Annotated in this window: 25 protein-coding genes and 1 pseudogene; 10 read left to right on the plus strand and 16 right to left on the minus strand. The window is 38.1% G+C overall.

Going from position 1 to position 26500, the window contains the following annotated elements; genetic code table 11:
• Positions 1–23: 23 nt before the first annotated feature.
• Positions 24–125, minus strand: a pseudogene (locus J655_RS25510) (PilZ domain-containing protein); the annotation flags it as partial.
• Between the two features lie 128 nt (positions 126–253).
• Here J655_RS25510 and J655_RS09950 point away from each other — a divergent pair.
• The 3 genes from J655_RS09950 to J655_RS09960 all read left to right on the plus strand — a co-directional run bounded on the left by J655_RS09950 (position 254) and on the right by J655_RS09960 (position 4682).
• Complete coding sequence (locus tag J655_RS09950) at positions 254–1489, plus strand: lipoprotein-releasing ABC transporter permease subunit (protein WP_031944989.1); 1236 nt, start codon at positions 254–256, stop codon at positions 1487–1489.
• Complete coding sequence (gene lolD, locus J655_RS09955; RefSeq protein WP_002118798.1) at positions 1482–2168, plus strand: lipoprotein-releasing ABC transporter ATP-binding protein LolD; 687 nt, start codon at positions 1482–1484, stop codon at positions 2166–2168. The genes J655_RS09950 and lolD overlap by 8 nt, the downstream gene beginning before the upstream one ends.
• Positions 2169–2249: 81 nt before the next feature.
• Positions 2250–4682: a DNA internalization-related competence protein ComEC/Rec2 gene (locus J655_RS09960; RefSeq protein ID WP_032041965.1), complete on the plus strand. Its 2433-nt coding sequence runs from the start codon at positions 2250–2252 to the stop codon at positions 4680–4682.
• On the opposite strand, the gene J655_RS09965 is transcribed toward J655_RS09960, so the two are convergent.
• A complete protein-coding gene (locus tag J655_RS09965) occupies positions 4635–5618 on the minus strand; it encodes a lysophospholipid acyltransferase family protein (protein ID WP_080612814.1) in 984 nt (327 codons plus the stop codon). The genes J655_RS09960 and J655_RS09965 overlap by 48 nt on opposite strands.
• 133 nt (positions 5619–5751) lie before the next feature.
• Here J655_RS09965 and sppA point away from each other — a divergent pair, with 133 nt between their 5' ends.
• Positions 5752–6768, plus strand: a complete 1017-nt coding sequence (gene sppA, locus J655_RS09970) for a signal peptide peptidase SppA (RefSeq protein WP_002118954.1) — start codon at positions 5752–5754, stop codon at positions 6766–6768.
• Between the two features lie 23 nt (positions 6769–6791).
• Positions 6792–7592, plus strand: a complete 801-nt coding sequence (locus J655_RS09975; protein WP_002118584.1) for an alpha/beta fold hydrolase — start codon at positions 6792–6794, stop codon at positions 7590–7592.
• A 77-nt stretch (positions 7593–7669) separates the two neighbouring features.
• Here J655_RS09975 and purN read toward each other — a convergent pair whose 3' ends face one another.
• Positions 7670–8299 carry a phosphoribosylglycinamide formyltransferase gene (gene purN, locus J655_RS09980; RefSeq protein ID WP_002118669.1) on the minus strand — a complete coding sequence of 210 codons (630 nt, stop codon included), beginning with the start codon at positions 8297–8299 and terminating at the stop codon, positions 7670–7672.
• Positions 8296–9366 (minus strand): phosphoribosylformylglycinamidine cyclo-ligase, encoded by a 1071-nt coding sequence (gene purM / locus J655_RS09985; protein WP_002118876.1) that lies wholly within the window; start codon positions 9364–9366, stop codon positions 8296–8298. Before purM ends, purN begins: the two co-directional genes overlap by 4 nt.
• 135 nt (positions 9367–9501) lie before the next feature.
• Between purM and cxpE the strand changes: the two genes are divergently transcribed.
• The 4 genes from cxpE (at position 9502) to J655_RS10005 (ending at position 16034) form a co-directional block, all read left to right on the plus strand.
• A complete protein-coding gene (gene cxpE, locus J655_RS09990) occupies positions 9502–10695 on the plus strand; it encodes a chloramphenicol efflux transporter CxpE (protein WP_002118385.1) in 1194 nt (397 codons plus the stop codon).
• 20 nt (positions 10696–10715) lie between these two features.
• Positions 10716–11414 carry a DnaA regulatory inactivator Hda gene (gene hda, locus J655_RS09995; RefSeq protein WP_002118656.1) on the plus strand — a complete coding sequence of 233 codons (699 nt, stop codon included), beginning with the start codon at positions 10716–10718 and terminating at the stop codon, positions 11412–11414.
• 337 nt (positions 11415–11751) lie between these two features.
• Complete coding sequence (gene rbtA, locus J655_RS10000; RefSeq protein WP_032006977.1) at positions 11752–13602, plus strand: rhombotarget A; 1851 nt, start codon at positions 11752–11754, stop codon at positions 13600–13602.
• Between the two features lie 14 nt (positions 13603–13616).
• Entirely contained in the window at positions 13617–16034 is a 2418-nt protein-coding gene (locus J655_RS10005; protein WP_032006979.1) for a CSLREA domain-containing protein, read from the plus strand.
• Between the two features lie 103 nt (positions 16035–16137).
• Here J655_RS10005 and J655_RS10010 read toward each other — a convergent pair whose 3' ends face one another.
• From J655_RS10010 to J655_RS10030, 5 genes are all read right to left on the minus strand, one after another.
• Positions 16138–16527: a DUF3106 domain-containing protein gene (locus J655_RS10010; RefSeq protein WP_002118619.1), complete on the minus strand. Its 390-nt coding sequence runs from the start codon at positions 16525–16527 to the stop codon at positions 16138–16140.
• Positions 16517–16837: a hypothetical protein gene (locus tag J655_RS10015; protein WP_017399235.1), complete on the minus strand. Its 321-nt coding sequence runs from the start codon at positions 16835–16837 to the stop codon at positions 16517–16519. The genes J655_RS10010 and J655_RS10015 overlap by 11 nt, the downstream gene beginning before the upstream one ends.
• Entirely contained in the window at positions 16827–17441 is a 615-nt protein-coding gene (locus J655_RS10020; RefSeq protein ID WP_002118814.1) for an RNA polymerase sigma factor, read from the minus strand. Before J655_RS10020 ends, J655_RS10015 begins: the two co-directional genes overlap by 11 nt.
• Positions 17442–17600: 159 nt before the next feature.
• A complete protein-coding gene (locus J655_RS10025) occupies positions 17601–18377 on the minus strand; it encodes a TrmH family RNA methyltransferase (RefSeq protein ID WP_032052336.1) in 777 nt (258 codons plus the stop codon).
• 59 nt (positions 18378–18436) lie between these two features.
• On the minus strand, positions 18437–19408 hold the full coding sequence (locus J655_RS10030; protein ID WP_032006981.1) for a class 1 fructose-bisphosphatase: 972 nt from the start codon (positions 19406–19408) through the stop codon (positions 18437–18439).
• A gap of 185 nt (positions 19409–19593) precedes the next feature.
• Here J655_RS10030 and J655_RS10035 point away from each other — a divergent pair, with 185 nt between their 5' ends.
• A complete protein-coding gene (locus J655_RS10035) occupies positions 19594–19779 on the plus strand; it encodes an NF038105 family protein (RefSeq protein ID WP_002118730.1) in 186 nt (61 codons plus the stop codon).
• A 50-nt stretch (positions 19780–19829) separates the two neighbouring features.
• Here the strand turns inward: J655_RS10035 and pal are convergent, their stop codons facing one another.
• The 7 genes from pal to J655_RS10070 all read right to left on the minus strand — a co-directional run bounded on the left by pal (position 19830) and on the right by J655_RS10070 (position 26325).
• Positions 19830–20390, minus strand: a complete 561-nt coding sequence (gene pal, locus J655_RS10040) for a peptidoglycan-associated lipoprotein Pal (protein WP_002118513.1) — start codon at positions 20388–20390, stop codon at positions 19830–19832.
• A 27-nt stretch (positions 20391–20417) separates the two neighbouring features.
• Positions 20418–21698, minus strand: a complete 1281-nt coding sequence (gene tolB, locus J655_RS10045) for a Tol-Pal system beta propeller repeat protein TolB (RefSeq protein WP_032006982.1) — start codon at positions 21696–21698, stop codon at positions 20418–20420.
• Positions 21699–21791: 93 nt separating this feature from the next.
• Positions 21792–23192, minus strand: a complete 1401-nt coding sequence (tolA, locus tag J655_RS10050) for a cell envelope integrity protein TolA (RefSeq protein WP_032006983.1) — start codon at positions 23190–23192, stop codon at positions 21792–21794.
• A gap of 3 nt (positions 23193–23195) precedes the next feature.
• Positions 23196–23648, minus strand: a complete 453-nt coding sequence (tolR, locus tag J655_RS10055) for a protein TolR (RefSeq protein ID WP_005067772.1) — start codon at positions 23646–23648, stop codon at positions 23196–23198.
• Entirely contained in the window at positions 23648–24346 is a 699-nt protein-coding gene (gene tolQ, locus J655_RS10060; RefSeq protein WP_016140259.1) for a protein TolQ, read from the minus strand. Before tolQ ends, tolR begins: the two co-directional genes overlap by 1 nt.
• 24 nt (positions 24347–24370) lie before the next feature.
• Entirely contained in the window at positions 24371–24778 is a 408-nt protein-coding gene (gene ybgC, locus J655_RS10065) for a tol-pal system-associated acyl-CoA thioesterase (RefSeq protein WP_004699892.1), read from the minus strand.
• A 212-nt stretch (positions 24779–24990) separates the two neighbouring features.
• Positions 24991–26325 carry a M20 family metallopeptidase gene (locus J655_RS10070; RefSeq protein ID WP_017385824.1) on the minus strand — a complete coding sequence of 445 codons (1335 nt, stop codon included), beginning with the start codon at positions 26323–26325 and terminating at the stop codon, positions 24991–24993.
• Positions 26326–26500: the final 175 nt, after the last annotated feature.

Consider the following 26500-nt stretch of genomic DNA (forward strand, 5'->3'; position numbering starts at 1 on the left):
ATTTGGGTAATTTGTTGAGCTTATTCATTAAATTGTTCTAATTCGTAGCGAAATGCACGATCAAATTGATCTCCCAACTCAACTAGTAGAAAATAGCGCAGCAATATAATATTAGGATTATTAAGGATAAGTCAGAACTTACTGATTTTTAAACCTTAATACAGCATCTAACGGTATGGCCAAATAGTAGATGTTGGTGCAATTTGCCATCAACATCTTATATTTTCCATCAATGACCTTGGATTTAGAAGGTATGTTTAAACCAATCTCACTGTATATAGGGTTGAGATATACTCGCGCAAGACGCAGTAATCATTTTATTTCTTTTATTGCATTGGTTTCGATGGTCGGTTTGACACTAGGTGTCGCTGTGCTGATTACAGTACTTTCTGTCATGAACGGTTTCGATCGCGAATTGAAAAACCGTGTGTTAGGAATGGTGCCGCAAGCAACAGTTTCATCTACACAAATCCTCACGGATTGGCCTGAACTCGTGAAGCGAGTTGAACATCATCCACATGTAACAGGGGTTGCACCTTTTACGCAATTGCAAGGTATGTTAACTGCGCAAGGGCAAGTCGCTGGTATTATGGTGACGGGTATTGACCCAAAATATGAAAAGAATGTCTCTATTATTCAAAATCATATTGTTGCCGGAAGCTTAGATTCACTTAAAAAAGGTGAATTTGGTATTGTTCTTGGTAAAGATATGGCTGATTCATTGGGCTTACGTCTAAATGATAGTGTGACATTGGTTTTACCAGAAGCAACACCGTCTCCAGCAGGTGTTGTACCTCGTTTCAAGCGTTTTAAAGTGGTTGGTATTTTTAGTGTAGGCGCTGAAGTCGACTCTATGGTGGGTTATATCGCCCTATACGATGCTTCAACTTTATTACGCTTACCAGATGGTGCCCAAGGTGTCCGTTTAAAACTAGATGATATTTTTGCAGCGCCACAAGTTGCTGACGACTTAGTAAAAAGTTTACCAAACAATTTCTATGCTACGAACTGGACCTATACGCATGGTAATTTATTTAATGCCATTCAAATGGAAAAAACTCTAGTCGGTTTATTGCTTGTCCTTATTATTGTGGTTGCAGCATTTAATATTGTTTCATCATTGGTCATGGTGGTGACTGATAAAAAATCTGATATCGCAATTTTGCGTACATTAGGTGCTTCGCCGTCGATGATCACTAAAATATTTATGGTTCAAGGTACCGTGATTGGGGTGATTGGTACAGTTGCAGGTACGGTTTTAGGTGTAATTTTAGCTTTAACCATTAGCGATATCATTTCATGGTTTAACAATGTGTTGGGCTTAAATCTATTTGATGCTTACTTTGTACATTACCTTCCTTCTTATTTGAGATGGCAAGATGTGACGATTATCGTGATTGTTTCTTTACTTTTAAGCTTCTTGGCGACTATTTATCCGGCGCTTCGTGCTGCCAAAGTTCAACCTGCCGAGGCTCTGCGCTATGAGTAAAATTGTTTTAGAAGCGAAAGAAATATATAAACATTTTGATGACGGTAAATCTAAAGTTGAAGTCATTAAAGGTCTTTCTTTACAAGTTGAAGCAGGGCAGTTTGTTTCGATTGTTGGTGCGAGTGGTTCTGGTAAAAGTACTTTGCTTCATGTACTAGGTGGTTTAGAGCAGCCAACTCAAGGGCAAGTATTTTTAAATGGTCAGCGTTTTGATAATTTAGGTGAAGCTGAACGTGGTTTTCAGCGCAACCAATACCTCGGTTTTGTTTATCAATTTCATCATTTATTACCTGAGTTTTCTGCGCTTGAAAATGTCGCGATGCCTTTAATGCTTCGTGCAGATAGCCAATTTAAATCTGTAAAAGCGCAAGCTGAATATTTACTTGATCGAGTTGGGTTATCTCATCGTATGGATCATAAGCCAGGGGAGCTTTCGGGTGGTGAGCGCCAACGTGTGGCTTTAGCGCGTGCTTTAGTCACTAAACCTGCGGTTGTTCTGGCTGATGAACCTACAGGTAATTTAGACCGTAAAACAGCTCTAGGTATTTTTGAGTTACTGACCGATCTGAAGAAAGAACTCAACATGGCGATGTTAATTGTGACCCATGATGAGCATTTAGCTCAGGCTGCTGATTCTATTTTGCACATGCAAGATGGACTATGGGTGAGTGGTTCTTAAAAATTGTCATTAAATCACATTGTTAAAGCCCACTGAGTTGGGCTTTAATTTTGCCCCTAAAAAGATAACGATATGACTTGAATGTTAAAACTTATTTTAATGGGGTGGATTGGGGGTATTGTATTTATGGGGATAGATATCCCTTTAATAATGCAATATGGGTGGTTAGGTAAAGTCTTGCTTGTTATCGGCTTTATTCTTTATATTTTTAAGAGAAATTTATTCTTAAATCGCCCCATATTAAAAGCTATTTACTGTCTAGTCTGTGCTATTAGTCTTTTTACTATAGGACATCAATATGCTCAGCATGCCTTAAATGAAAGATTAGAACTGCGACAAATGCAGCTTAAATCTTTAGATATTATCGTGTATGTCGATCGTATAAGTGAAGAAAAAGAAGATAAAACACAACAACCCGTTCAGGTACTAGGGCAGTCCCTACATCCCGTCAATTGGCTATTATATTTAAAAAATCAAAAAGTAATCTCAGCTATAGATGAGCCAAAATTACAATTAGGTCATTATTATCGAATTTCTGGCAAAACCAAACCTGCTCATAGTTACGCAGTGGCTGGTGTTTTTGACCAAGAACAATGGTTCATTCAACGAAATATAATGTCCGCTTTTAGTGTTCAGCATATTGAGCCTTTAAGCTCTGATGAAATTTATCAGTTGGGTTATCAACATCATTTAAAAGAGCAACAAAAATTCTTTAACAGACAAAAGTTAAATGTAGAAAAGTTGCGCCTAACATTTAGATTAATGTTAAAACAATCTCCTTTGCAAAATAAAGGTCTGTTATTAGCTTTGTTAACAGGGGACGAAAGTCTCTTAAATGATGAGATTAAAAATCAATTTAAGGAATTAGGAATCTCTCATCTGTTAGCCATTTCAGGGCCTCATGTACTCATTTTTGCTATCATGTTGTCTTGGGTATTACATCAATTAATAAGACGTTATTATCCGCAGCTTTATTTGCGTCAACCTAAACAAATTTGGACCATGATTCCATTATGTTTTGGTGTTTTGATTTATACGGCATTTGTTGGTTTTGAAATTCCTGCCTTAAGAACTTTACTCTCAGTATTTTTATTTGCTTCTTTGGTATTGATTAAAGTGCCTGTTAAACCATTTTCACTCTTGGTTTATAGTGCAAGTCTACTTTTACTTTTCGATCCCTTCAGTGTTTTATCCGCAGGTTTTTGGCTGTCTTATGGTTCTTGCTTTATTTTATTACGGATTTATCAAACTATAGAGCAGGCTCCAAATGTTGTTTCAACTAGTCTGTTATCTAGAATCATTCTTTTCAGTAAAATTTTAATTGAATCTCAAGGCAAAATATTTATTGCCTTATGTCCCTTAATGCTGATTTTCTTTCAACAGATTTCATGGGTTGCTCCTTTTACAAATATTATTGCAGTTCCTTTACTCGGAGGAGTGATTGTTCCTTTAAATATTTTTGCAGCTTGTGTATGGCTTATTTTTAAATCATTCGGAAATTTACTTTTTCAAATTAATGACGTCCTGATTAGTATAGTACTGTCATGTTTTAATCTTTTAGAAAAGTTATCTCTACCATTACAAGGTTTTAGCCTGACACCACTTGCTTTAGTTTGCCTTAGCTTCGTTATTATTATCTTATTTTTACCGCGTGGGGTTTTACCAAAATCTTGGGGGCTAATATGCTGTTTACCCTTGATCATTCCAGATAAGTCGTCCCAGCAAGTTCAATTAAATATTATAGACGTAGGACAGGGGCAAGCTATTTTCTTGCAGCACCCGCAGCAGACATGGCTCATCGATACGGGTGGGTCTTATGATGAGAAAGCTTTTAGTATTGGTCAAAATGTGGTGATTCCATATTTACGTCAAAAGGGAATTAAACAACTGGATCACGTCGTACTGTCTCATCTTGATCAAGATCATAGCGGAGCATTTCCTTCAATCGCTCAGGCTTTTCCTATTAAACAAGTCATATCAAATGAACGATGGACAGAGCAAATTAAAGAACCATTTACCTATTGTCATCAAGGTCAAAAATGGCAATATCCACAATTAGATATTGAAATCCTTTGGCCTAAAGAAAAAGATTTAAACTTAGTTTCTTCAAATCAAAATCAATATTCTTGTGTGGTTTATATTCATTTAAAACAGATAAATGGCTATCAAAATTATTTAATTATGGGTGATGCAGGGTGGGAAGCAGAATATCAACTCATGAAAGAATATCCTGATTTCAAGGTAGATGTTCTGGTATTAGGTCATCATGGAAGTAAACATAGTTCAGCTTACGACTTCTTAGCGACGTTAAACCCCAAGCTTGTTGTTGCTTCTGCTGGCTTTAATAATCGTTATGGTCATCCAAGCAAAGAGGTTTTAGCGAGAATACAAGAGCTTAATATTCCATTTAAAAGCACAGTTGAGCAAGGAACATTGAGCTTTGTATCTCGCAATCAAGAGATGGTTTTATACACTCGACGTCTCGAGCGTACTTGGCTTCACAGGAATTTGTGAAGCTTCTGCTTTAAGTCTATCTACAATTTGAAGTGCTTCATTCGGATCAATATTGTAAATATTATCTAAAGCGGGATTTGCTTTAAAACGTTTATAACTCCAGTGATAGTGTTCTGGATAGTGCTGGATCAGTTGTTCAATGGCTTGATGAATAACAAAAGTTCCATCATCGGCACTACCTTCGTAAATCTTCTCATCCATAGGTTCAATATGCATCGTAAAACCGTTGTGTTCATTACGAATCGCATAAAGAAATAATGCTTTGGCTTTTGTTTTTTGGATGAGCTTGGCGCTTAAATTACTTGAGGCAAGTGGTACACCAAAATAATTGATCATATCCCCACCAACATTAGGTGTATGGTCGGGTAAAATTACAGTGGTTTCGCCTTGTTTGAGTGCTTTAAAAATTTGTCGAACACCAGTCTCATCGGTAGGTACCAAGTTGGCTTGTTCACGGCTACGTGCTTCTCGAACAAAACGGTCTGCATCTTCATTTTTTACAGGCTTGTATAAAATAGTCATAGAAGTGAACTGGGCACACCAAGCATTCATGATTTCCCATGTACCAAAATGTGGAACAATCAAAACCACACCTTTTTTTGCTGCTAGTGCTTCATGAAAGTAATGTTCACCCTCAATATGGTGAATACGTGAAATATTCTTACTATTTGATGAGCCCCAAATACTTAAAAACTCGAAGTATGAGGTTAACTCGTTACGAATAGCTTGTTGTGTAATATCTATTCGTTGCTGTGGTGTTAAGTGGGGAAGAGCAATTTGTAAGTTAAGTTCTATACTTTTTGATGTTCTAGTAATTTTTAAAGTATTGACTAACCCTGCCAACATACGGGCAATAAAACGTCCAAATTGAATGGGTTGACGGCTAAAAGTTTTGAGTAAGTAATAGTTCATGCTTTTTACATCTAGTTTGGTCATCTATCGCGGTAAAAAGGAGGCAACAAGTAAAAAAAGATAAAAATATTATAAATGAAATCATATAATTTAGACAGTTTTTATCAAATCAACGTATATAATGACATCATTTTAGATTGATTTGGATTGGAATTTTATGTCCGATTGGCCACCAAAACCACAAAATGAACCTATAATCCCTAAACAAAATGGACCAGAATGGCAAATTCTTGAGAAGGCTGTACTTGCTTCAGTAGAAGAGCAACGCCGTAGTCGTCGTTGGGGTATCTTCTTTAAAACATTAACTTTTATTTATCTATTATTCATTATTGTACTCATGGGCAAAGGCTGTTCAACCAGCAAAGAAGGCTCTGCTGTAAGTAGCAGTAGTGCTCATTTGGCAGTGGTGGATATTATTGGAACGATTGATGCTTCGAGTAATCAAGCGGTAAATAGTGAAGATACGAATAAAGCGCTTAAACGTGCTTTTGAAGCCTCAAATAGTAAGGCTGTTGCACTTAACATTAACTCACCTGGCGGTTCTCCAGTTCAGTCTGATGAAATCTGGCAGGAAATTCGTTATTTGAAAAAACAGCACCCTGATAAGAAAGTCTATGCCGTTATTGGTGATATGGGGGCATCGGGTGCGTACTATATCGCTTCTGCTGCGGATGAGATTATTGTCAACCCATCAAGTTTAGTGGGCTCAATTGGTGTAATTATGCCTAACTATGGCATTACTGGTTTAGCTCAGAAGCTCGGTATTGAAGACCGCACTTTAACTGCCGGAACGAATAAAGACATTTTAAGTATGACAAAACCGATTGATCCTGTTCAAAAGCAACATATTCAATCTGTTCTTGATAATGTTCATACTCACTTTATTACCGCAGTGAAAGAAGGCCGTGGTAAGCGTTTGAAATCGAATGATCCAGCTATTTTTTCTGGCTTATTCTGGACGGGTGAACAAGCAATTCAATTAGGTGTTGCTGACCGTTCAGGTAATATTACGAGCTTGATGCGCGAACTAAACCTTGATAATAAAGTTGACTACACAATTGAGCGTAACCCACTACAATCCATTTTGGGTCGTATGGGGGCACAAATCGGGCAAGGAGTAAGTGAATCTATTGCTCAAGAGGTGCAGACTAGTCAAAGCGCAAAATTACAATAAATCTGTATTTTTAGGATAACGGTATGTCAATGAAACCGGTTATACACTTTGCACATGCCAATGGTGTGCCATCTATGGTGTATCAAAAATTGTTTGATCAATTAAAAGATGAGTATGACGTAATTTATGTTCCACTCATTGGTCCTGACAAACGTTATCCTGTGACTAACCATTGGCCTGCTTTGGTTGATCAAGTTATTGATAGTATTGTGCGTCAGGCGAAAGGACGTAAAGTCATCGGATTAGGCCATTCTCTTGGTTCGGTTTTAACATTGATGGCATCTTTTCGACGTCCTGAACTGTTTTCTCAAGTCATTATGTTAGATCCGCCTCTTATTTTAGGGCGATATTCATTTGCTTTTCATATGGCAAAATTATTTCGTCCTAAATTGGTTGATGCGATGACACCGGCGGGCTTATCTGCACGTCGTCGTGAACATTGGGAATCGAGAGAGCAGGCTGCTGAGTTACTTCGTCCTAAAGGATTTTATAAAGATTTTGATGAGGATTGTTTTCAGGCTTATATTGATTATGCTTTGAAAGAAGATTCGATTCGCGGTGGAGTAACTTTAACGATTTCTCGTGAAGATGAAGTTGCAATTTTCCGTAAAAATCCTTCTTGGTGGTGGCTGCCTATGCCAAAACCTAAGATGCCTGTGCATTTAGTGGTGGGTAAAGGAAGTGATTTCTTAAAAAGAGGCTTTCCTCAAATGGCAAAGCGAAAAATGGGAATCCCATTTACTGTGGTTGAAGGGGGCCATATGTTCCCTCTAGAGCATCCTATTGATACAGTAAATTCTATAAAGAAATTGATTCATCATTAATTAAATTAATTTAAAGCTTATAAAAAAAGGACATGCCAGCATGTCCTTTTTTTATTTTTGTTTGTTAGTAAAATACTTTACCAACTTGCAAAACGAATAGGGTCTTTTAGAACTTGATTACGGAAATAGGCTTGCCCATCTTTCCATGTAAGTTGACCGTTACACAGCCACTCTGCAACTTGTGGGTAGATAAAGTGCTCAAGTGTGTGCACTCGATCTGCTAATGAAGCGGCAGTATCATGTTCTTTAACTGATATAGCTGATTGGGCAATAGATTGACCAGAATCCAGTTCAGCAGTTACAAAGTGTACGGTACAACCATGTAAACGATCACCTGTGTTTAAAACACGTTGATGAGTATTCACACCTTTGTAAGCTGGAAGAAGCGAGGGATGTATATTCAGCATTTTCCCTTGCCATTTGTTGACAAAGGTTGGTGTTAAGATACGCATGAAGCCAGCTAAAATAACTACATCTACTTCCCAAGCTAAGAGTTGCTGATGCATTGCCTCATCAAAAACTTCGCGCGTTGGAAAGTCTTTATGGGAGATAACCGCCGTAGCAATATTGGCTTTTTGAGCACGCTCTAGGGCATAAGCATTTGCTTTATTAGACAGTACACCTACAATTTGCCCTGATAGATTTGCATCTATCAAGGCCTGTAAATTACTGCCATTCCCAGAGACTAGAACAGCAATTTTTATCATGCAAAGATCACACGAATTTTTTCGTCTGCACCTTCCACTGACTCAGAATTTTCTTGGATATGTCCAATTTTCCAAGCTTTTTCGCCTTGAGCATTAAGTAGTTCAATTGTTTTTTCAGCATCATTTGCATCAACAGCAATAACCATACCTACACCACAGTTAAATGTACGGTACATTTCAAAGCGTTCTACATTGCCTTCGCGTTGTAGAAGTTGGAACAATTCAGGCCATTCCCAAGAAGATTCATCAATAACCGCTTGAGCACCATTTGGCAATACACGAGGTAAGTTACCTGGTAAACCACCACCAGTAATGTGCGCCATAGCATGAACATCAACTTGTTTGCAGAGTTCAAGAACTGGTTTTACATAAATACGAGTTGGTTCCATTGCTACATCAGCAAGCGGGCGACCATCAATCGTTTGAGTTAAATCAACGTTTTTAACGTCTAAAATTTTACGTAGTAATGAGTAACCATTCGAGTGAGCACCACTTGATGCAACACCGATAAGTACGTCACCAGACTTTACTTTAGAGCCATCAATAATTTTGCTTTGCTCAACAACACCAACGGCAAAACCAGCAAGGTCGTAATCTTCGCCTTCGTACATGCCTGGCATTTCCGCGGTTTCACCACCTACAAGTGCGCAACCTGCAAGCTCACAACCTTTACCAATACCAGTAACAACATTTGCAGCAACGTCAACATTTAAGTGACCAGTCGCGTAATAATCAAGGAAGAATAATGGTTCTGCGCCACAAACTAAAAGGTCGTTTACGCACATAGCCACAAGGTCTTGGCCGATTGTGTCATGACGATTGAGATTAAGGGCCAAACGTAATTTAGTTCCTACACCATCGGTTCCAGAAACTAAAACAGGCTCTTCATAACCTTTAGGAATTTTGCATAGTGCACCAAAGCCACCAAGCCCGCCCATTACTTCAGGACGACTTGTACGTTTAGCGACTGACTTGATACGATCGACCAGTGCGTCGCCCGCTTCAATGTCGACACCCGCATCTTTGTAGCTTAAACCGGTATTTGGGGTAGAAGTTGAGTTGCTCATAAATGAAGTCTCCGCATTGGCGGCAGATTATAACCTGAATATACGAAACTCTTATGTTATTTATGCTCGAAAATGCTATCTTTAATAAAAATATTTTTTCATTTATAACGATTAAATCAAAAAAGGCTAGATTTTATGCAAGATCGTATACTGCGCCGTATTTTTTTACTCGCAGGTATTGTATTGCTGGTATGGGTGTTGTACTTACTCAAGCCTGTAGTCATTCCTTTTATCGGTGCTTTTTTCCTGGCTTATTTATTCAGTCCACTTGTTGATGTGCTGGTAAAAATGAAATTGCCTCGCTGGTTAGCAATTAGCGTGGTATTTGTTGGAATAGGTGTAACCTTAACTATTGCACTCTGGTATTTAGTTCCACTGATTTGGAAACAATTAGTTTATGCCCGAGATAGTATTCCAGCAGGTATTCACTGGATTAACGCTACCTTTTTACCTTGGGTGTCTTCCACATTTAATGTCCAGCAAATGGAAATTGACACAGAGCAGTTGTCTAAAGCTGTCATGGAATATGTCCAAACAAACTATAGCGCAGACAGCATTCAGGCAGTGTTATTAAAACTGGCTCAATCTGGTTTGAATTTTATTCAGATTGGTGGGACAGTTGTTTTAATTCCAATTATTGCCTTCTATTTCTTGCTTGATTGGGAACGTATGTTACAAAACTTACGCCGTCTCATTCCGCGTCCATATGAAGCAACTACTTTACAGATCGTTGGTGAATGTCATAGCGTTTTAGGGGCATTTGTTAAAGGTCAGTTTCTTGTCATGCTCTTGCTTGGCGTAGTATATGCAGTTGGTTTACAACTCATCGGTTTGGAAGTTGGCCTTATTATTGGTATGGTCGCAGGGCTTGCTAGTATTATTCCTTATTTAGGATTTGCCGTAGGTATTATTGCCGCTGTTATTGCCAGCCTGTTCCAGTTTGGATTAGATTGGATGCATCTATTACTGGTTGGTATCGTCTTTATGATTGGCCAAGCGGTAGAAGGCTATATCCTACAGCCATTCCTACTGGGTGATAAAATTGGCTTATCTCCTGTAGCAGTTGTTTTTGCAGTATTGGCAGGTGCACAACTTGCAGGCTTCTTGGGAATGTTAATTGCATTGCCTGTTGCTGCGGTTATTGTAGTGTTGTTGAAGCATTTAAGAGAGAATTACGAAAGAAGCTCACTTTATGCTCCACCATCTACATTAGTGATCCAACATGGCGATATTGAGCAAATTCATGTACAAACCGAAAGCACTAAGCTTGATCTTGAAGTTAAAACACAGCAAGATACAGATGAACTAAAATCTCCTAACCAGAAATAATTTCAAGGTTAATTCAATATATGCGTCAACTCCAACTGGATATAGAACCTCAACTTGATGCCCGAATCAGTGATTTTTCGGGACCGGGTTGGGGGCATGTAGTCGATGCCGTGCGTCAACTACATGCTGGTCTGGTGAGTAGGTTCTATATTTACGGTGGAGCGGGGACGGGGAAGAGTCATTTACTTTCTGCAATTTGTGATTCTTATTTAGAAATAGGCAAATCTGCTATTAAAGTATCTTTGCTCGAACTGCTTGATGCACCTATTGAGGCAATTACCTCTTTAGAACATTATGATCTTGTTGCTTTGGATGATATTGAATCGATTAGTGGTGTGCCTCACTGGCAGAAAGCTGTTTTTCATTTAATGAATAATCACGAAGGACAACTGGTGTTTTCGTCGCGTGTAGCACCGATTGAATTAAAGCTGGAATTACCAGACCTACAATCACGACTTACACAAGCCGTTAGTGTAAAAGTGCCAAGTGGAAGTCTATATGCAGACCGCTATGCCTTGGTGACATCTGTAATGGCTAGACGGGGTATTCACTTTGACCAACAAATTGTTGATTACTTATTATTACATGGTCCTCACCAAGCATCTCTTTTACTGCAAACTGTTGCTCAGTTAGAAAAACTACTCAAAGGTGAAAAAACAAAACTTTCTAATGCGACTTTAAGACAAATTTATGCTTTGATTGATGAGTATCAACAGTAGAGTTTCTAGCTTAAATTTGCTGTTTTGCTTAAATTAAACTCATACAATTTAAAAAATGGCTTTCCCTACATAAGTTTTTTTCATTTCAGAAAAGCTATATTTATAACTTATAAATTCTTTTTTAATTTTTTAATACGACAATTTTTTGTATTTAAAAAACTTTTTTAGGTCTACGAAGCTTTTTGTAATCTAGCTCAAAAATGACTCTACAGACCGACCAAAATGTCTTGAGAAATTCTACTTCCTGTGACAAAGTACGCACAAAGGATGCGATTGCAAAAGCGGAAATTTTGCAATATTGACAAAGAAAAATGAAAAAAGATGTAAGGAGATGGGTATGCTCAAACGGAGCATTGCTTTTGCTTTATTGGCTGCTGCTGGACACGCTTATTCTGCCGATATTCAAGTCACAACTACAACTGATGAAGACGTCGATAACACGGTCTGTTCATTACGCGAGGCTGTCGAACTTTTAAATAAACTTAATTCAAGCGATTCTAAGGTTGTTGCGTCTGTAAAAGATGGTTATCGTGGCTGTGCTAGTGGTGACTCAAATAATATTATTTTGCAAAGAGATAAAGAGTACACACTTAATGAAAAAATAAAGATAACAGCTCCTCTGACAATTAGTACTGCTAAAAATGATTCTACGCTAGTTGATACCGATCAACCAGGTTCGCATAACGCTACAATAAAAATGATTGGTACTGATCAGTTATTTAAAATTGATGATGAAAGTATTGAAAAAGCATCAATTTCTGTTTCGCTAACTGATCTTAATTTACAAGGTGCGGGTTTAAAATTTAAAGCCGTCACTGGTGGTTTGATTGATAATCATGAAATATTGAAAATTCAAAACTCTCGTTTAATTGATGGATACGCAGCTCAAGGGGGAGCAATTTATAATAGAGGATTGGTCACGAAAAGTGGCCAGACCTATGGGTTCGTCACAATTACCAATACTCTTATTCAAAATAATAAAGCAACAGAAGGTGGAGTAATTTATAGTGAGCAGCCTTTGTATTTGATCACGCAGTCTGTGATTCGAGACAATGAAGTTAGTTCTGCTGCTGGATCACTTTTCTTCAGTGCAAATAAATTTGATGATGAAAGTACAGGGGGATATTTAAGCCAGCGTTCTACCGGTCTGAGTAACAGTACTTTTTTTCATAATAAAGTAGGTTTTATTGCAAATGTTCAAGATGGGATGTTTGTTAATAACATTACGATGATTAAAAATGATAAAGGATTATTTCTAGATGCTCCCCAAGGTAATGCTTCTATTTCAAATAGTGTTTTAGTTGGAAATACGATCAACTGCCAGGCTACTAGTGCCGATAAAGCAATTATACAAAGTAATTTGGTGACAACAGAATGTAATAGAAATGCGACCTCTAAGCTCCCTAATATTCTTTATCCTGCTAATGAAAAATTAATAGCAGGTAGTACAGATGAGGGAGTATGCGATGTAACAGCGAAAGAAGGTTTATTTTGTCCTTTTAACACTCCTAAAGATAGTTTTTTAGGTTTTTTTAAGCCTCGACTTTTAGAAAGTTATAATACTTTAGCTGACTCCTTAATTATTAATAAAGGTCGTTTATATAGTGACGGCACTTCAGTCGGATTAGCAAGCTGTGAAAGTGTTGATCAACGTGGGAAAAAACGTAGCGGTTATGATGAGCTATGTGATCTTGGAGCGATTGAATATATTTTAGATACTGAGATATCCTCAGTAGGTCAAGATATTAGATATGGCCAAGTTGCAAAATTTAATATTCTTGGTTCTCTAAGTGAAGCAGATTTAGTGACTCCAGCTACGTGTAAGCGATTGTTTGGCGAGCGAGCTGATGGAAAAGAATGGCAACCAGGATGCCTTAGAATTAAACAAAGTACAGACACACCAGTTTCTAAAGGCAATATAACTTTAGATCAAAATGGAAATGTAATTTATACACCAAATGGGAACTGGCATGGCGCGGATATTTTTAGTATTCAGGTTGTTACGAGTGTGTCTCGATTTAATGAAGGCGTAGAGTTTCAATATATCACTATCCCGACAAGAATTGTTCAGGATCCTTTATCTGGAATTGAAGACAAATCTGTCAGTACCGGAGGTGGAGGTAGTGTTGGTGGGGCCTTTATTTTAAGTTTATTAGGTTTAATTGCTTTACGCCGTTTCAAGTCATAATCAGGGATGAGACTATGAAAAATTATAAAAAGGCATTATTAGCGTTAGCTGTGCTTGCAAATATGCCACTTTTTGCTGATACCACAAATAAAAGAATTGAGGTCACAACTTTTGCTGATGAAGATGGTGAAAATACGAACGCATGTTCATTAAGAGAAGCTATTAAAGTTGCAGAAACTCGTAAATCCGCTTATGGGTGTACTGTATTTAGCCTCGATACTGATCAGGTAATTCAGTTAAAAGCTGGAACTTATACTTTAAATAAAGAATTGGTGCCCAATGCTAATATTTCTATTTATGGCTATGGTGAACGTGAAGAAGATAAAATTTGGTCAGAAAAGAATGTTTTAACAAATGACTATCCTGCTCTACCAGAACTTAAAACACGTATTAATGCTGCGGGCAAGTCGCGTATATTTAACACAGCGGAAAATCAAAAAGCTCTATTCCTGCAAAATATTATTATAGAAAATGGTATAGCTTCAAATCAAGGTGGGGCTATTTATGCGGGTGGTAATGTTACATTATTAAATTCTCAAATTTTAAACTCTCAAGCTCCAAAAGGTGGAGCTGTTTTTCTTGGTGGTAGCGGAGTAAATTTATCAATAACTCATTCCCTCTTGCAAGGCAATCAAGCAAGTACTGGTAGCGTGTTAGCTATGAGTTGTAAAAATGGTACTGAGTATGCCAAACGAGAGGTTACTCTTACATCCTCAAGTATTATCAAGAATGGTTCGAGCAATTCTGCTAGTACATTTGAATTTTGTGGCGAGCCGAAAGCTACTTTTACAATTAATACAATTGCTCAAAATATTGCCAGCACTGTAAATGGGGTTATTTTAAAATTTACAGGAGATGCGATTCCTAGTAATACAACAAATCCATCAACTATTTTAAGTGGTGGAAGTAGTTTAAAGCTACAAAATAACACTATTGTTGAAAATAACGCACATACAACTTTCCTATATGACAGTTTAGGTGGGAAAGAATTGAATTTTAATATAATTGGATACAATCCAGTTGGATATGCTTGTCGATATTTAGCAGGCTCAGCAGCTGATTTGAAGAACTCAGGTCTTAGATTATCTTTTAATGCACTAAATTTAAGTAATAATACTGATAAATGTGATTTACCAACAGAGGTACTTTCGTCAGCTAATAAGACAATTGATATTTCAGGTGTTCCATTTAACTCTTTACTTGAGCGCCATGAAAAAGCTGCAGCAGTAACTGGTTTTTTACCACTTTATTTTCCATTGGTAGCTGCTGGAAAAGAAGATTTAATAGATGTAGACCCTGAGGGTAAAGCTATATGCGCTGATATAGATCAACGTGGTTTAGCTCGACTCCCAACTAATAAACTATATTATCAGCCCGATAACATTGCTCGTAATAGCTGTGATATAGGTTCAGTAGAACTAATGAAATTAACTGCTGGTGATTTAAGAGGTTTAGGCAACAGCTCTCTCACTACTTTACTTGAGGGATACCAAACCCAGTATGATACTGCAGAAAAAAATCTCACTAATCCACTTTATTCATATTTGTGGAATGTCTTAAAAATAGATTTGGCAAATTATAAAAATCTTCTTGATCAAACTAAAGCAAATGCAAAATACCGAGCGATCTATATTGATTTGAAGGCAAATGGCTTACCTTTGCCAAATGAAGATAGTAGCCATCTTCTAAAGTTTTTTAATAGTACGGACTATAATATTAATCTTGAATCTGTTGGAACAGGATTGATAGATGACAAAGTTGCAAGCACGGAAAAAGACGATAAACTTTTTTGTGAGTGGAATAGTGCTTTACAGCAAATTATATTCTATCGATCGGATGATATTACTACTCAAGCTGGTGACTACAACTATTGTAAATATACGATTAGTAGTAAAGATGGTTCTACTCAATCATCTGGTCTTTTAGAAGCACGATTTGATAATGTTGCACCTGTAGCAAGTGATAGTAAAGTTGTATTCCAATATTTAGCAAATGAAATAATTCCATTAAATTTACTTAAATACGCAAATGATGATGGAGATGGTCCAGCTAATACACTTATTACAAAGCCTAATAAACCTCAGTTTGCAGACTTGCCTATATATTTGCCAAGTAAAACTTCAAAAGATGGAATTTTTACAGTAGTTAAGGCAGATAGAGAAGGCCCTTGTCCAGGTGAAGATAAGGATAATACTTGTTATGGTGGTAATATTTATATTCAAGCTAAAAATAGTTTTAATAACTTCAATGATACATTAACTTATTACGTATATGATGCTGATAATAAAATTTCAAATGCAGGTACTATCAGTTTAGTGAGTAGTAATACTACTGCTGGAGGTGGTAATAGTGGAGGCGGTGGTGGCAGCTTGGGAATTTTATCTTTAGCATCGTTACTTGGTTTAGCAGCTTATAGACGCTATCGTAAATAAACTCAAAGAATAAAAAAAGCCTCCAATTGGAGGCTTTTTATAAGAAATAAAATCAAAATAATTAAGTGATTAGATGCCTTATCTTTGATAGCCAAATAAGAACTTAGTGTTCTAAATACTTGTTCATGTATTCTTCACGAATTGCTGTTCTTTCTTCACCATTCGCTTTAAGCATCCGCTCACGTAAGTCTTTTCGCTCTTGCGTACTCATTTTTTGCCATGCTTCACGCATTTTTTGTTTTTCAGCTTCAGGAAGTTGAGTAAACCAGTCCATGCGTTGCTGTAAGTTGGTGCTTTGATTCGCTGGTAGCTCTTTTAAACTCTGGTAACGTTTAATGACTGCACGTTGCTCTTCTTCGGAAAGGGCATCCCATGTGTCATCGACTTGTGCATTGGCATCTTTAGAAAAAATCCAAAAGCGTTCAAAACCTGCAAAACTTGTCTGCAAGAAACTTAATGAACACAGGATAAGCGCTAATTTTTTAGCTGCCATGTTGTACTTTATCCTCACCCAACACCATTAACATCTCTAAATCTTCCACCATTTGTGGAGATAATTTAGGATTTACGATCACTTGATTTTGTGGCTTATCCACAATCTCGACTGAGTTAGGCAGAATCACAAAACCTGTAATTGCTGCGGCAAGTGCGAAACCAGTCATTTTCCAGACACTATAATAAGAGGCTGGTTTTTGTTGAATATGGTCAAGCACATGATTCATGACCACTGTTTTATTTTTATGGTGATCTGCCAAACTATCAAGTTTGGATATCACCTTTTTAGTGAAATCATCATGATTCATCAGAACCTCCCAAGGGATTTAAATGTGCCAAATATTCTCTAAGTCCCTGAATTGCTCGGTGATAATGGGTTTTCACACTACCTTCGGTACAGTTCATGATCTGAGCTGTTGTATGGGTGTCAAACCCTTCCCACGCACGTAACATAAATGCCTGTTGTTGACGAACAGGTAGTTTTTCAATCGCTTCCCGAATTTCCTCTATCGTTACCGCTTGATCGAGAAAATCTGCAGGATTAATGGCTTTTTCATCAACTACATCGATAACTTCGTCGTCGTCATTATCCAGACTAACTTTTTTGAAGAATGAAAATGGGTTTGCTCTACGAGCTTCTTTGCGGCGCCAATCCTGAAGTTTGTTATTCAAAATAGTGTAAAACAGGGGATACCATTCTTCAGTACTTTTATCGGCATAAGATTTGTGTAAAGCAATAAATGCTTCTTGAACCAAATCCATCGCAATACCTTGTTGACCTTGGGTAGCACTCTCCATCATCACCAAAGCACGACCAGTAACATCTTGCATAAAAACTTTCAGGCGTTGCTCAGCCGTGCTGGCATGAGCACTAGATGTTTCCGATCGAGACTTTTTCGGTGCTAAATCCATGGAGATGGAAAATCCTGTCATTGGACATACCCACCTTATCTTCAATATATCTCTTATATAACGTTGAAAAGAGGTGGGAGGTTGACAACAATCGGTTATTTTTTACTAGTGTAATTGATTTTTTTCACAAATATGTGCGATGTAAAATAAATTAACGTTTTATTGGCGTTGGCGGACCATCTCAAAAAAACAAATAGATCCTGCAATTGCCACGTTTAATGACTCTTGTCCACCTGGTTGAGGAATAGTCACTGATTGTGCGTGATCTAATGCATACTCACTAGCGCCTTGACCTTCATTTCCTAAAATCCACACACACGGTTTAGAAAGGTCTTTTGAGTAAAGACTAGTTGAGCGATGAGAGCTAGTAACAAAAACCGGGATTTGAAATTTTGGAAGGATATCTGTCAGCTGGAAGTTTTCAAAACAATCTAAGCTAAAATGAGCGCCCATACCTGCTCTTAAAACTCGTGGTGACCAAAGTGATGCAGAGCCTTGTGTGCAAATGATTTGTTTAATATTTGCTGCTGCTGCTGAACGTAGCAAAGTACCTACATTACCCGGATCTTGAATATTTTCTAGAATTAAGGTGTCTACATTGTAGTCGATGGTTGATGCAGTTTTAGGTAGATCAATAATCGCTAAACAAGGTAAGCTTGTACCTAATGTGCTTAAATCTCTATATAAAACTTCACTAATAACAAAGATATGGCCTTGATGTAGTTCTGTTATTTTCTTTAAATCTTCGTGTTCTAATGCTTGTTCTGTAGTAAATAAAGAAAAAATCTTTTTTTGCTGTTGTAACCAAGCCAAGCAAAGATGTGTGCCTTCAAGAACGGTTTGTTGGTGCTTTTTTCGGGCGTTACTGAGTTCGATTAATCCACGCAAATGTTTAATTTTTGCATTGTCTTTTGATTCTAAAAAAATAACCGCCATAAGAAAATATCCAACAAAAGGGCACCATCATACTATGATGCCCTAAGTAATTAAAATTATTAGTGATAGCTTGTTACGCGTTCAACTTCATTTTTAGAACCAATGATTACAGGTACACGTTGGTGAAGTTCTGTAGGTTCAATCTCTAGAATGCGTACACGGCCAGTAGTTGATGCACCGCCTGCTTGTTCAATGAGCATACTCATTGGGTTCGCTTCATACATTAAACGTAAACGACCAGCTTTTTTCGGATCTTTTAAGTCGTATGGGTAAAGGAAAATACCACTACGACATAAAATACGGTGAATATCACCCACCATACATGCTACCCAGCGCATATTGAAATCTTTTTCACGAACAGATGTCTTGCCCGCGAGTAATTCATCAATATATTGTTTTACGGGTTGTTCCCAATGACGTTGGTTAGATGCATTAATAGCGAATTCTTGAGTATCTGCTGCAACCTGTACATTCTCATTAGTAAGCAAGAAGGTTTGAGTTTCTGGATCTAAAGTAAAGAATGCTACGCCATTTCCTACAGTTAAAGCCATCATAGTTGATGGACCATAAAGCACATAACCAGCAGCAACTTGCTGTGTACCAGCTTGCATGAAATCGTTTGCTTGTGTTACTGCATTTTTTGCAGGCAAAATAGAGAAAATCGTACCTACACACATATTAATATCGATATTACTTGAGCCATCTAATGGATCAAATAAAACGAGGTATTTACCATTTTCTTGTGCAGGTGTGAACTCATCAAGCTCTTCAGAAGCGAGACCGCCTACGTGCGGGTGTATTTTTAAAGCATCAATTAAGTAGTCATTCGAAATCACATCAAGTTTTTTCTGTGTTTCGCCTTGAACATTTTCATTGCCAGCACTACCTAAAATACCAGCGAGTGCACCTTTTTGTAATGCTTGGTCGATTGTTTTACAGGTCGCGGCAATAGTATCGATGACTTGAGCCAACTCAGGTGTTAGATTCCCTTTTTGTTGTTGTAAAAATTGGGACAAAGTGAGGTTGGACATAAAAAAACGCTCCTGTGCTTCAAGCATCAAAATGAGTCAGATAAATACGTGGCATATTCTAGATGAGAATGTCACAAAATAAAAATTATCTTACTTTATTTGTGTTGGATTTATGCTTACAAGGCCCAATTAAAATGGTATGTTGATTGCATTACAAAGGATTGTATATTTTTAGGAGAATCGAAATGACAACAAAGAAGTTTGATGCGACCCCCACGGCAGGGGAACCAATCAATCTAGATGAAATTTCGAAAGAAAATGTTCAGGAAGCTTGGAAAGACTACGAGGCAAAACCTGAATATAAAGATTTTAATAAGCATGATTTGATTGAGTCCATGCAACATCCTGAAGAAGAAAAGAAATCTTCTTAAGTAATAAAAAAACGCTCATATTATTATGAGCGTTTTTTTATGCATATCCCTTATTTTAATAAAGGAGGGACTGCTTCGTAATTAATCTCAACGCGGCGATTTTCTTTCCACGCTGATTCATCATGTCCCGCATTAACAGGAGCTTCTTTACCATAACTTACAGCTTCAAGTTGCTGCGGGTTTACACCATTGGTAATTAAATAGCTTTGTACAGCTTTAGCACGACGTTCACCTAAAGCCATGTTGTATTCACGTGTACCACGTTCATCTGTATGGCCTGTTAATGCAACTTTTGAATTTGCATTTGCGATAAGGAACTGAGCATGAGCTTGAAGTGTTTGGTAGTCTTCAGTAGATAAATCGCTGCTGTCATAATCAAAGTGAACAACGCGTTTAGCCAAAGCCGCTTTATTTGCTTCAGTTACACCTTTAGATGAAGCACCTGCCAAATTTTGAGCATTTAATGCAGCATCTTCACTTAAACCAGAAGTGTTTACCGTGCTTGGATTTGTACCAGTCGTGGTCGTCGCTGCAGGTTTACGGCTAGCACAGCCTGTCATTACGAGTGCTACGCTAAGAAAGGGTAGAGCTAAATATTTAATTGATTTCATGATCATCTCCGTCAATGGAATTAAAAGTTATTTTGGTGCCCAGGCTGGTTCACGTACTTCACCTTGTTCGCTTGGTAAATTCATACGGAAACGTCCATCAGTAGACATAATAGACAACAAGCCACGGTTGCCTTCACGAGTTGCGTAGACCACCATTTGCCCATTTGGTGAGAAACTTGGTGATTCATCTAAACTAGTTGGGGTAAGAATATTGGTGATGCCAGTATTAATGTCTTGAATTGCAACTTTATAACTGCTGCCACTTGGGCGATGAACAAGTGCAATCTTTTTGCCATCTGCACTCAGAGTTCCACGTGCATTAAATGACCCTTTAAATGTCAAACGCTTTACTGAGCCATCAGCAAAGGTGTAACGATAAATTTGGGCAGAGCCACCACGGTCAGAAGTGAAAATAAAGGATTTTCCATCTGGTGTATAACGTGCTTCGGTATCAATTGCCGAGTCATTTGTCATGCGTTTGACTTGGCGAGTTGATAAATCCATTTGATAGATTTCAGGGTTGCCATTCATAGATGCTGTAAACAGCATTGATTGGCCATCTGGTGAGAAACTTGGTGCGCCGTTTAGACCTCGGAAACTGGTAAGAACTTCACGTGTTCCAGTTGATAAATCCTGTAAATAAATTGCTGGACGTTTAGTTTCAAAAGAAACATAAGCAATTTTTTTGGCATCTGGTGTCCATGCCGGAGAAAGAATTGGATCACGAGATGATAAAACGGTCTTTGGTTGTTCACCATCCGTATCTGCAATTTGTAGTGTATAACGCTCGGCAGGTGTTGCAGGGTTTCTTAGTACATATGCAATACGGCCACTAAAGTCACCTGGAATACCAGTAAGCGCTTGATAAATAGCATCACTTACCATATGGCCAGCCTGGCGTATGCGTGCAGTTGGTACATTTAAAAGTTCATTTAAAATGTATTGTTGCTTTTGTACATCATAAAGTTGGTAGTGAACTTCAAAACCTGTCGCTGTTTGTTTAATTTGTCCAGTAACTACATATGGAATACCAGCAGTTTGCCAGTCAGAAGCTTGAATCTGATTGATAGCAGCATTGGCAGGCAAATTTTTAGATGAGCTTGTAAAGCGCCCAGAACGGTTTAAGTCTGTTTCAACAATAGGATAGAGCCCATTGTCATTGGTAAACGGGACAATAGCAATTTTGGGTGCCTGATCTGGAGCTTTAGCAATTTCCAGATATAACTGGGCAAAAGCAGTTGTAGAAGCAATAGGGCTTAAGGCTGTGATCAGTGCTAAAGATAGCAGGTGTTTGCGGCTCGTATTCATAAGTTTAAAGTCATAGCAGGGATTTTTGTGACTGTTGATTTTGTAGCATAGTTACATGCCTTAAACTATTTAAAGCATGTAACTCTTTCAAAATTATTGCGCTCTAAATGTAGAGCTGACACTTCTTGCTTCACGTCTTGCATCTGGATCTGATGGCATAGGATATGGTGCTGCGGCTTGAATTGCAGCTTTAATACTTGCGTCTAAGGCATCATCACCACTTGAACGCGTGATCACAATAGAGTTAACGCTTCCCGAATCGGAGAGAGTGAAGCGAACACCAACTGTTTTACCACTACTGCCAGTTGGAACGTCCCAAGAGCGTCGAATTTTTTGTTCAAAATCGCGTCTAGCTGAAGAAGCAACTTTTTTAGCTTCAGCTTTCTTTTGAGCTGCTTCTTCTTGTGCTTTTTGAGCAGATGCAGCTTTGGCTTCGGCCTCTGCTTCAGCTTTACGCTTAGCATCGTCAGCAGCTTTTTGCTTGGCTTTAGCATCAGCCTCAGCTTTGCGTTTAGCATCGTCAGCAGCCTTTTGCTGTTTGGCTTTCGCATCGGCCTCAGCTTTACGTTTAGCATCGTCAGCAGCCTTTTGCTGTTTAGCTTTTGCATCGGCATCAGCTTTACGTTTAGCCTCGTCATTGGCTTTTTGTTGCTTAGCTTTTGCATCGGCCTCAGCTTTGCGTTTAGCTTCCTCAGCTTTTTGTTGCTTAGCTTTAGCATCTGCTTCAGCTTTACGTTTAGCATCATCTGCAGCTTTTTGCTGTTTGGCTTTAGCAGCAGCTTCAGCTTTGCGTTTAGCGTCATCGGCAGCTTTTTGTTGCTTGGCTTTAGCATCTGCTTCAGCTTTTCGCTTAGCTTCTTGTTGTGCTTGAAGCTTAGCATTTTCGGCCTTTTGAGCTTCACGTTTTAATTTTGCATCAGCCTCAGCTTTACGTTTAGCGTCTTCAGCAGCTTTACGAGCTTCACTTTGCTCTTGCTTAGCTTTGGCATCTGCTTGAGCTTTTGCCGTTTGTTCGGCCTTACGCTTTTGTTCGGCTTCTGATTTTGCTTTAGCTTTAGCCTGCTGTTTTTGTATTTCCTCTTTACGTTGCTGTTCCGCTGCTTGTTTCATTTTTGCAGCTTCTTCAGCTTTACGTTTTTGCTCAGCTAACTTAGCTTGTTGTGCCTGTTCGGCCTTTTGCTGTTGGGCAGCAAGTTGTTGAGCTGTTGGAGGAGGAGGCGTAGTCGGAAGATTTTGAGGAAGCGTTTCATCCACAACAGGGGCTAATACCTCTTTTGCTTCATTGGTAGCTGTAGTCTCTTGTTCAACTTCTTTTGCTAAAGGAGGAGGCAAATCTTCTGGCTTAACTAAAATAGTTGTAAGCTTTTTTGGCTGTTCAGGTGGTTTACTCAAGCCTAAAAAAAGCAAGCCAACAATGGCAATTGCATGAACTCCGAGTGTAAAGCTCAATGCAATCGCATTTTGTTTAAAGGGCGGCTTTTGATTTTTGTTCATAGCTTATTTTAAAGGCTCTGTCAGAAGGCCAACTTGAGTTAAACCTGCTTCTTGTAAACTCGCCATCAATGATACGACTTCTCCATAAGGACGAGACTTATCACCATTGACTAAAACTGTGAGTTGTTTATTTTCTTGTTCAGCTTGTTTTTGAGCATCGCTTAAAACTTCTTCAAGCTTTTCACGAGATAATGGTTCATTATCTTTGTAATCTTCATACTGAAGATAAATATTGCCATCTTTGCCAATTGTTACCATGGCTGGCATATCTTTTGATTCAATTGGATGGTTATTTGCTTGAGGTAAATCGACCTTGATACCACTGGTAATCATAGGGGCAGTTACCATAAAAATAACCAAAAGCACGAGCATAACGTCAATATAAGGTACGACGTTCATATCACTTTTTAATGGTTTTTTTATGCGCTCAAAGCGCCCTGAACGCTGAATTGCCATTATGCATCTTCCTGTGATGAACCCACAGATTGACGTTGCAATAAAGCAATCATCTCTTCAGCAAATAAAGCGCGATCAGAATAAACACTTTCACTTTTAGCAGTGAAGTGGTTAAAAGCTAATACAGCAGGAATTGCGGCAAACAAACCAATTGCAGTTGCAATAAGTGCTTCGGCAATACCCGGTGCAACAGTTGCTAGAGTTACCTGATCGACCGCAGCTAAACCGATAAAGGCATTCATAATACCCCAAACAGTACCGAATAGACCGATGTACGGTGCTACAGAACCGATACTTGCTAAAGTACCTAAGCCGTATTCTAAATGGCTCTGATCACGACTCAAACCTACACGCAAAATACGTTCAGTGCCTTCTATTGTTTGTGAAACAGGAGCCTGACGCTTTTTGAGTTTAAAAAATTCGCTCAACCCTTGATAAAAAATATCTTCAAGCCCAGAGCGCTTTGAGTTGAGTTGGGCATTGTTATAAAGTGTATTGAGTTCAGCACCAGACCAGAACATTTTTTGGAAATGTTCATCGTCTTGATGTGCTTTTTTATAACTCATATGTAACTTGGCAATCAGATACCAACTAAAGATCGATGCTAACAATAAAATTAGCATGACCAACTGAACGACTGGACTTGCTTGTAAAATAAGGTCAGAAATATGCAGGGTTGATTCAATGTTTGTTGCCATAGGTTACATATGCCGGTTGTTTTTTTAGTCTTGTTCCAATTCTTTACGAATAAGATCACGTATTTCTTCTGGAAGACGACGAGCTACAAGTTCTTTACTTAAACATGCCAACTCAACCTCGCCAGAAGCAAGCAAGATTTCACCACGATAAATATTTTGTTGCAACACAAATGACGCAGCTTTACATGAAACTACACGTGCTGTAACAGTAATTAAATCATCCATTAAAATAGGACGCATGTATTTTACGTCAATTTTGTGTACGACAAAGTTGTAGTCTTTTTGATGCCAGTAATGATCAACGCCAGAAGCACGGAGCCATTCAGTACGGGTACGTTCCATATAGCGAATATGGTTGGCATGGTAAACAATACCACCTGCGTCCGTATCTTCAATATAAACACGAATGTTGAATTCAAAATGATTCGCCATGAGAGTATTCCGTTTTAGTTCACTATAGAGCTTTATATTTAAAATATGGCTTTGAATAAAACATCAGCTCTATTCAACAGCCATACATCTGCTTTTAAATACGGGGCAGTTTAGCAGATTGCATACTAAGTCCTATGGCACAACCTTTCAATTGCGGTTGCTGTATTTCTAATCTAAAAACGCTATATCTTATGGCTAGCAAGCTTTTTAAGTTAAGAGGGCTTCCATGAAGTTTGAACTTGTTTTGATATATTCGGATAATCTAATACGAATCTTACATGTAGCTCGGTCCCAGTTTTTAAAGCCTTGTTATCTACAATAAAATAAGGGCTATGATTTGGTGCCGCCTGAGTTAAGTCCTGATTTTCTGGTGTTGCACCCAAGAAAACAAAGAATGATGGCATTAACTTGCCATAATAGGCAAAATCTTCACTTGCGCTTGCATTATGATCTAAAACATGGAGTTTTGAATCGCCAACAACTTTGGCCAGGGTTGGCTGAATAAATTGAGTGAGCGCTTTGTCGTTCATGGTTACTGGAGCGTAAGGAGCAATTTCAACTTTGGCGGTCACGTCATTGGCTTGAGCGTTATGCTCTATCATGGCAGGTAAACTTTTTAAGATATTTGCCCGTATCTGTTCGTTATTAGAACGAATAGTACCGATCATATTGACCTGTTCAGGAATCACATTTCCTGCCGTACCCCCTTGAATGTTACCGATGCTGACAACGCCCATGCCTTGGGTGAGATCAGTTCTTCGACTAATAAGGCTCTGTAAATTATTAATCATTTGTGCCGATGCATAAATCGGATCTCTACCTAACCAAGGGGTTGAGCCGTGAACCTGCTTGCCGTTGACCTGAATACGCAAGTGATCTGCACTATTTAAAATGGCACCATCTTTATAATAAAGGTGCCCACTTTGCATACCAGATATGACATGCATTCCAAAAATAGCCTCGGGTTTATAATCTCTAAATGCGCCATCTGTGATCATTTTTCTTGAGCCGATTTGATCACCTTGCGTAAAGTTGTCTATATCTGCTCCCCCTTCTTCAGCGGGTTGAAAAACAAAGACAACGGTACCCGATATTTTATCTTTATTCGCAGCCAGAATTTTTGCTGCACCTAATAACATTGCTGTGTGTGCATCATGTCCACAGGCATGCATCACATAAGTTTCTTTACCTTGATAAATTGCTTTTTGTTTACTCGCAAAGGGAACACCACTTTTTTCTTCCATAGGTAGTGCATCCATATCGGCTCTAAGTGCAATAATAGGGCCGGGTTTATTCCCTTTTAAAATACCAATAACGCCTGTTTTCGCATAACCTGTTTTGACTTGAATGCCATAGGACTTTAATTCTTTTTGAACTAGTGCAGATGTTTTAAATTCCATATTGCCAAGTTCAGGATGCTCATGAATATGTTGTCTTAATTGAATTACCTGATTTTCATTTTGTTGTGCAGCATCTTTTACCCAATCTGCTAGGCTCAGCTGGCTCATTAAAGCGAGTGGAAAAATCAAAGCGGCTTTTTTGTACATATCCTTATCCTAAAAATATTATTGTTCATAAGATTTGCTATCTAGATTTCTTATAATTCAGTTTTTAAAAATATTAAAAAATCAATAAGGTATAAAGAAAGACTTAAAAGGTATAGAGTGACTAATTTATTGATAAGACAATTATTATTTTAATTGGATAGAGAGATTAAATTAA

Source organism: Acinetobacter sp. 1294243, from assembly GCF_000588015.1.
In the GTDB taxonomy this organism is placed as follows: Bacteria; Pseudomonadota; Gammaproteobacteria; order Pseudomonadales; family Moraxellaceae; genus Acinetobacter; species Acinetobacter pittii.

Coding starts and splice junctions, on each gene's coding strand:
- J655_RS09950 (WP_031944989.1), top strand. CDS start 254: ATGTTTAAACCAATCTCACTGTATATAGGGTTGAGATATACTCGCGCA.
- lolD (WP_002118798.1), top strand. CDS start 1,482: ATGAGTAAAATTGTTTTAGAAGCGAAAGAAATATATAAACATTTTGAT.
- J655_RS09960 (WP_032041965.1), top strand. CDS start 2,250: ATGTTAAAACTTATTTTAATGGGGTGGATTGGGGGTATTGTATTTATG.
- J655_RS09965 (WP_080612814.1), bottom strand. CDS start 5,618: ATGACCAAACTAGATGTAAAAAGCATGAACTATTACTTACTCAAAACT.
- sppA (WP_002118954.1), top strand. CDS start 5,752: ATGTCCGATTGGCCACCAAAACCACAAAATGAACCTATAATCCCTAAA.
- J655_RS09975 (WP_002118584.1), top strand. CDS start 6,792: ATGTCAATGAAACCGGTTATACACTTTGCACATGCCAATGGTGTGCCA.
- purN (WP_002118669.1), bottom strand. CDS start 8,299: ATGATAAAAATTGCTGTTCTAGTCTCTGGGAATGGCAGTAATTTACAG.
- purM (WP_002118876.1), bottom strand. CDS start 9,366: ATGAGCAACTCAACTTCTACCCCAAATACCGGTTTAAGCTACAAAGAT.
- cxpE (WP_002118385.1), top strand. CDS start 9,502: ATGCAAGATCGTATACTGCGCCGTATTTTTTTACTCGCAGGTATTGTA.
- hda (WP_002118656.1), top strand. CDS start 10,716: ATGCGTCAACTCCAACTGGATATAGAACCTCAACTTGATGCCCGAATC.
- rbtA (WP_032006977.1), top strand. CDS start 11,752: ATGCTCAAACGGAGCATTGCTTTTGCTTTATTGGCTGCTGCTGGACAC.
- J655_RS10005 (WP_032006979.1), top strand. CDS start 13,617: ATGAAAAATTATAAAAAGGCATTATTAGCGTTAGCTGTGCTTGCAAAT.
- J655_RS10010 (WP_002118619.1), bottom strand. CDS start 16,527: ATGGCAGCTAAAAAATTAGCGCTTATCCTGTGTTCATTAAGTTTCTTG.
- J655_RS10015 (WP_017399235.1), bottom strand. CDS start 16,837: ATGAATCATGATGATTTCACTAAAAAGGTGATATCCAAACTTGATAGT.
- J655_RS10020 (WP_002118814.1), bottom strand. CDS start 17,441: ATGGATTTAGCACCGAAAAAGTCTCGATCGGAAACATCTAGTGCTCAT.
- J655_RS10025 (WP_032052336.1), bottom strand. CDS start 18,377: ATGGCGGTTATTTTTTTAGAATCAAAAGACAATGCAAAAATTAAACAT.
- J655_RS10030 (WP_032006981.1), bottom strand. CDS start 19,408: ATGTCCAACCTCACTTTGTCCCAATTTTTACAACAACAAAAAGGGAAT.
- J655_RS10035 (WP_002118730.1), top strand. CDS start 19,594: ATGACAACAAAGAAGTTTGATGCGACCCCCACGGCAGGGGAACCAATC.
- pal (WP_002118513.1), bottom strand. CDS start 20,390: ATGAAATCAATTAAATATTTAGCTCTACCCTTTCTTAGCGTAGCACTC.
- tolB (WP_032006982.1), bottom strand. CDS start 21,698: ATGAATACGAGCCGCAAACACCTGCTATCTTTAGCACTGATCACAGCC.
- tolA (WP_032006983.1), bottom strand. CDS start 23,192: ATGAACAAAAATCAAAAGCCGCCCTTTAAACAAAATGCGATTGCATTG.
- tolR (WP_005067772.1), bottom strand. CDS start 23,648: ATGGCAATTCAGCGTTCAGGGCGCTTTGAGCGCATAAAAAAACCATTA.
- tolQ (WP_016140259.1), bottom strand. CDS start 24,346: ATGGCAACAAACATTGAATCAACCCTGCATATTTCTGACCTTATTTTA.
- ybgC (WP_004699892.1), bottom strand. CDS start 24,778: ATGGCGAATCATTTTGAATTCAACATTCGTGTTTATATTGAAGATACG.
- J655_RS10070 (WP_017385824.1), bottom strand. CDS start 26,325: ATGTACAAAAAAGCCGCTTTGATTTTTCCACTCGCTTTAATGAGCCAG.